General features: G+C 41.6%; 5 protein-coding genes. 3 read left to right on the top strand and 2 right to left on the bottom strand.

All coding sequences use genetic code 11. From position 1 onward, the window contains the following. The first annotated feature begins 635 nt into the window (after positions 1-635). Complete coding sequence (locus tag R6U02_RS07105) at positions 636-1,631, top strand: LLM class flavin-dependent oxidoreductase (RefSeq protein ID WP_410262918.1); 996 nt, start codon at positions 636-638, stop codon at positions 1,629-1,631. A 27-nt stretch (positions 1,632-1,658) separates the two neighbouring features. Continuing rightward, entirely contained in the window at positions 1,659-2,612 is a 954-nt protein-coding gene (locus R6U02_RS07100; protein ID WP_410262919.1) for a 2-hydroxyacid dehydrogenase, read from the top strand. Positions 2,613-2,732: 120 nt separating this feature from the next. On the opposite strand, the gene R6U02_RS07095 is transcribed toward R6U02_RS07100, so the two are convergent. Beyond that, complete coding sequence (locus tag R6U02_RS07095; RefSeq protein ID WP_410262917.1) at positions 2,733-3,872, bottom strand: hypothetical protein; 1,140 nt, start codon at positions 3,870-3,872, stop codon at positions 2,733-2,735. Beyond that, positions 3,865-4,422, bottom strand: a complete 558-nt coding sequence (locus tag R6U02_RS07090; RefSeq protein ID WP_410262916.1) for a sigma-70 family RNA polymerase sigma factor — start codon at positions 4,420-4,422, stop codon at positions 3,865-3,867. Before R6U02_RS07090 ends, R6U02_RS07095 begins: the two co-directional genes overlap by 8 nt. Positions 4,423-5,605: 1,183 nt before the next feature. Between R6U02_RS07090 and R6U02_RS07085 the strand changes: the two genes are divergently transcribed. Next, the coding region (locus tag R6U02_RS07085; protein WP_410262915.1) for an aldo/keto reductase at positions 5,606-5,966 on the top strand (361 nt) is incomplete at its 3' end.

Below are 5,966 nucleotides of genomic sequence, written 5' to 3'. Positions count from 1 at the left end.
CTTTTTTCAGCTTGTGAGCGACTGTCGATTGACTGAATCGGTTCAATTGTTGAGTATCTTCTGAGAGAGGCTTCATTAGTGACTGCTCGCAGATAAATGATTCTGGAGCGGGCAGTATAAGCTTTTTAAGTGCCTATTCAAATGAATCAGCATCTGGAGCAGGCATCATAGCGGGCTTTAAGTGACCAGTCAGAAACGTGTTGTGACTCAGCAGAAAGTAAGCGGACCTCTTAGTACCTGCTGAATCAGTGTCTGCTGTGGAGTGGGACGTATAGCCCTTGTCTAGTGACCGCTCAAAGACATGAGTTCATTCAGCGGGAAGGATAATCCCATTTTAGGGACTACTCCTTAAAAATCAATTGCTGAGTAGCCAGTAAGGTTTTCGCTAGTTGCTGCTCAAATGAAAATCCCGCTCAGTGGTAAGCTGATATGAGATGCTTCGCTACACTGAAACTGAAACGCTGACCGAATTCGATGAACAGGTTCATGATCCTATCAGGGCATGACTCAGATCAGGCGGAATTAGTAAAAGACTCAGCGATCGATCGGTAAAAATAACGATTTGTTTAGTAGGGCACCAGGTGATTTGAATGGTATAGTATGCATGGAAGAATTGAAGAAAGGACGAATGAATAATGAGATTAAGTGTACTCGATCAGGCGCCCATCACAAGTGGGAATACAGGGCAAGGGGCTTTGGAAAAAGCCGTGGAATTGGCCCAATATACAGAAGAATTGGGGTACTATCGCATGTGGATGGCGGAACATCACGGCAGTTCCAGTTTTGCCAGTTCTGCTCCAGAAGTGGTGGTGGCGTATATCGCCGCTAAAACAGAACACATCCGTCTGGGGACGGGCGGCACCATGATGATGCATTATTCGCCTCTTAAAATGGCGGAAGTGTTCAAGACGTTAAGCGCCCTGGCTCCGGGACGGATCGATTACGGTGTGGGACGCGCTCCGGGTGGCGATCAGAATGCCATCCATGCATTGGCACAAGGGAACGATCCCGACTTTGACCACTTATACGAAAAGTTGGATGTCGCGCTGGACTTGATAAAAGACGATATCCCTGATGAAACTCTTTATAGCAAAACACCGGCCTCGCCGCAGAAAGTGACGTTGCCGGAAGCGTGGCTGTTAGGGTCAAGTGGGAACAGTGCCATCGAGGCAGGTCAAAGAGGACTGGGATACTCCTTTGCTCAGTTTTTCATGCTCAATGCGATGCGCAAAGAGATATTCGATTTGTACAGAGACCGGTTTGTGCCTTCAGCATTCATGGAGAAACCGGAAATAAGCGTGGCTTATCTAGTGACTGTCGCGGAAACGAAAGAAGAAGCTGAATTTCAGGCGAAACCACAAGACATTGCCCGTATTCGTCTGGGTCAGGGACGCATGTCACCGCTTATGTCACCCGAAGAAGCACAAAAGCATAAGCTGACCGATGACGAGCGTGAAGCAATCCAGACAAATAGACAGATCCACTTGGTCGGGACGGCGAAAGAAGTCGCTGAGCGCTTGTATAAAGATCAGAAGACGTACGGTTTCGAGGAAGCCATGATCTGCAGTATCGCACATTCGCAAGAACAGCGTTTGAACACCTATAAATTATTGGCGGAAGAAATGCTTTAACAGAAAATGAGCGAAAGGAAGAAAAAGATGAAAGTAGCCTTGCTCGAACCGTTGAGAGTACCGAAGGAAACGATAGAAATGCTGGCTCAGCCAATCAAAGAGCTGGGCCACGAGTTCGTTTATTATGATGAAAAGACAACCGATCCTCATGAACTTTTAAAACGCAGCCAGGATGTGGATGTCGTCATGATCGCCAATAACCCTTATCCGAAAGAAGTCGTCGAACAGCTGAACCAGACAAAACTGATCAATGTCGCTTTCACAGGGGTGGACCATGTGGCACGAAAGACTGCCAAGGAAAAAGAAATCAAAGTAGCCAATGCGGCCGGGTATTCCGATCAGTCGGTGGCCGAACTCGTTATTGGTCTGACACTCGATCTATACCGCTCCATTTCGCAGGGGGATAAAGATATCAGAAAAGGATCATTCCCGGGAATGATTCAAGGGAGTGAGATCAGAGGCAAAACGGTAGGCATAATCGGGACAGGCAACATTGGCATCAGGACTGCTCAGTTGTTCAAAGCGTTCGGTGCGAAGCTGATAGGTTATAACCGTACGGAAAAAGACGCGGCGAAAGATCTGGGACTAACGTATTTAGCACTCGACGAGGTCCTCGAACAAAGCGACATCCTGTCTGTCCACCTGCCTATGAATGATGAAACGAGAAACTTTTTATCCAGAGAGAAGCTGGCTAAGATGAAACCGTCGGCCGTACTCATCAACTGTGCACGGGGACCGATCATTGATAATCAGGCCTTGGCAGAGTTGCTTAACGAAGAGAAACTAGCCGGGGCAGGTATCGATGTGTTCGACATGGAGCCGCCACTTCCAAGTGACTATCCATTACGGCATGCAAAAAATGCAGTATTGACCCCGCATGTCGCTTATCTAACAGACGAAGCCATGGTCAAGCGGGCAGAAATTGCGTTTGACAATACCCTGGCGTTTTTAAAAGGACAACCGAAAAATATAATTGAATAATACAGAAGACACCTCTAGATTTCTAGAGGTGTCTTCTACAGTTTTAAATCGTTTCCAGCTCGGACTTCAATTGCTACGCCAGTTCCAGCATGGCACTCTCAGACAAGATACGTTCTCAGACTATTGATTCAGTTCGATTGTAAACGGCTTGCCATAAGAAGTGAAGTTGAGCATACCGACATCTTCTGGAAACTCGGCAGAATAAAACTGAAGGTGAAGTTCTTCTGATTCCAGCATCTGTTCGCTGGTGATATCAGAATCTTCTTCAGACAAGGCAAGCCGTCCAGTATAGTGATCTTCAGCTCCGTTATACGTGTAGCTGTGTCCAGTAAATATCAGTTCATTACCCCGGTTATCTTCTCCGCGTATTTCAATTACTTCAAACGGTATATCAGTCCAATTGTCTGAAGTTATTTCAATGAAACTGAAGAGTGGGTGTGTGTTTAAGTTGTTAATGGAATAATCATAGAGATCAGTACTTAACTCCTGATCAATAGAATATTTATTTGTGTGTTTCTGAAGTTCGTCCCTTGTCGTATCAACAGAAAATGTTGCTTTCCCTTCAACGGGTGGCACACGTTCGTCTCTTTTGGCATTGTCTTTCATATCAATAATAAAAAGATCTTCTAAAGTGATTTCTATGGTGTAATTGTCGGTCATTGAAAAATCTTCATCTAAGTCTATAACTAATATTCGGTTATGAACAGCATCCTCTTCACTGACTGTTCTTCCGTAACTTGACATCGAGCCAGTGACTGCTTGTCCATTTATAGAAAGGGTTTTATTCTCTATCCCTCCAAAATGATAGTCTTCTAGAGACTCTCCCAAATCAGCGAGTATGTTGATGAGTAGTAAATCGTCAAAAATAAGTATATCCTCAACTTTTATTTCAGCATCGCCAATCGTCTGAACCTGATCGACGGCTATACTTGTATCATCGGTTGTCCGTTCTTCTATACCTAAAGCATCAGTGATCGTATACCGAAAGTTCTCTAAGAAAGAGGAGGCAGCCGCTTGAACACGTTGGCCGACTGGGGTCTGCAAACCTAGAAAGGCAAGCAGCAGTGCAGCGGCAATCAATAAAATAGGCTTCTTCCAGTTAGTAGTTTTTGTTTGCTTAGTGGATGAATGATCGAGTCTGCTTTTGACAGAAGTTAAAAGATCAGCTTTTTCCTGGTCGGATAATGAAGTTTCGTCGTAATCACTTATATCTGTTTTCACCTGATTAAGTAATTGGTAAAGTTTTTTGTCGTTATTCATTCCTTGACTCTCCTTTCTTTTCGAAGTGTCGTCTGATTTTTAATTTTCCTCGTGAGAAACGACTGTATAAAGCACCTGTGGTCAAATCATGTTTTTCAGCAATGACTTCAGTCGAATCCTTTGACTCAAATATGTCTTTAAACAGAATGCGATCTTTCCCATTAAGTGGTGCAAGTAATTCTTCCAACTGAATTTCCCATAATTCTTCTGATAAAGGCTTGTCGTTATGTACATGTTGCGTTTCTAGATGTTCTTCCCATCCAACAGTCTTTAATTCGTTTCTATATTTTTTCAGTGTATTAATAGACCGGTACTTTGCAATGACCGCTATCCAGTTTTTGAAACTCGCTTTTGATGGATCGTACTGTTCAATATTATTCCAGACAGCGAGAAAAACGTCATTTAAACATTCATCCTGATGACCGGGAAGTGCATAGAGATGCTTTTGAATGATGGCTTTTAATAGTCCACCATATTTATTGATCAATTCCTCAAGTCCCAGCTCGTTTCGCTTTTTAATCGTATTGATTATCCATTTATCGTCCGCCAAAATGTCACCCTCCTTTGTTCCTTCACTTATGTATACAAGAAAAAATGATGGAATCTGTCAAAATTTCAAAATAAATGAGTGATCAAGATATTTTGTGGTCTTTTTTAATTAAATTTGAGCATATGTTGTAACTTCGGCACTTTGGAATGAGATTTTAGTCAGAACTTACCGAATTACTCGAACTTCGGTAAGTTCTGCAATCAGATAGACAGCTAATTGCCGAAGATGCTGCTTATTCGACAGTTTGAAAAAAAGATGTGTTCCTAATTACCGAATGAAGCCCGGTTCGGTAATTACAGACGGTCTAGCTTTCTCTAAGTGTCGAACTTGGTCAAAGTTCGACACTTAGGAGGAAATTGCAATCCTCAAAGCGTCGAACCTGGGAGAATTCGGTAAGTACATTAATGAAAACAATGAAAAACTTTTCAAATTACCGAATGTATAAGATTACCGCTCATAGGGCTAGTTTTTACCAATAAATCCGGCAATCACTTTTCTAAATAAATTCCTTAAAAACACCTTGTAGATCATGCTTTATTTAAGATAGTTTATTGGTAACAATAAGCTTCCAATATGAAATCAAGTTTGAAAAATCACACTGTTATACTGCAGTCACTAATCAGTATACCAAATCGTAACTAGATAATGATTAATATGAGGAGAAGGCAAAATCTCGTAAGCCTTTTTACTTATAACAAAAAAAGACTTGTTAGATTTGAAATATTGTAAAGAAGTGTTTTAAATTGAGAGTTTAGATGAGAAAGTTACGGTCATTACCGGTGGCGTCGACAAACAAGCCTATATAAAATCTGGTTTTGCCGTCAGAAAGATCGCCAAAGCTGCGGCTGCTGAATTTGCTCAATATAATATCTGCGTAAATATTGTTTAACAAGGTATGATCCCTACCGCAATGACTGAAAATGAGAGCATCGGCGATTTGGTTAAAGAAATGGAAAAAATAGTCTGATGAATTTGGTCAAAAAAAGGTCTTTGACAATGTGTTTGAGAGTTTTTTCGATATAATGAGGAGACAAGTTCATCTGCAGTATGATGAACGACAGTGTGAAGTGGACAGGTTGAGGGAATTTAAGATAATAGGATAGAAACCTTATCTATAGTATACTAGTTATGATAGATCAATTGTTGAGTCAACTTGTTGATTGATAGAATTGGAGGAATAAAAATGGATGCGGTTACTCTATATAATGGAAAGAAGATGCCGGTGATCGGTTTTGAAATCTGTAAAAATTCGAATGAAGAAAAAGCTGTTCAGTCGATTGTTAAAGCTATTGACGTGGGCTTTCGCCATCTTGACAGTTCAAATGGGTTTCAAAACGGGGAAATATTGAGTCGGGGACTTAAAAAGAGTGGATTCCCAAGAGAAGAGTTGTTTTTAACCAGTAATTTAATGATTGATGGACATGGTTATATGGATGTAAAACGCAATGTGGAAGAAATATTGAAAAAATTAGAAACGGATTATTTAGATCTTTATCTGATTCATTGGCCGCTTGATAAAGGAAACGGGGAAGACTGGGATAAAA

Origin of the sequence: Alkalibacterium sp., from assembly GCF_046484155.1 — a bacterium.
Classification (GTDB): Bacteria; Bacillota; Bacilli; order Lactobacillales; family Carnobacteriaceae_A; genus Alkalibacterium.
Note: the sequence above shows the minus strand (reverse complement) of the source record. Positions and strands in the feature narration are given on the sequence as shown.

Excerpts from the sequence above, each read along its gene's own strand:
- R6U02_RS07105 (WP_410262918.1), top strand. The coding sequence starts at position 636 with ATGAGATTAAGTGTACTCGATCAGGCGCCCATCACAAGTGGGAATACA.
- R6U02_RS07100 (WP_410262919.1), top strand. The coding sequence starts at position 1,659 with ATGAAAGTAGCCTTGCTCGAACCGTTGAGAGTACCGAAGGAAACGATA.
- R6U02_RS07095 (WP_410262917.1), bottom strand. The coding sequence starts at position 3,872 with ATGAATAACGACAAAAAACTTTACCAATTACTTAATCAGGTGAAAACA.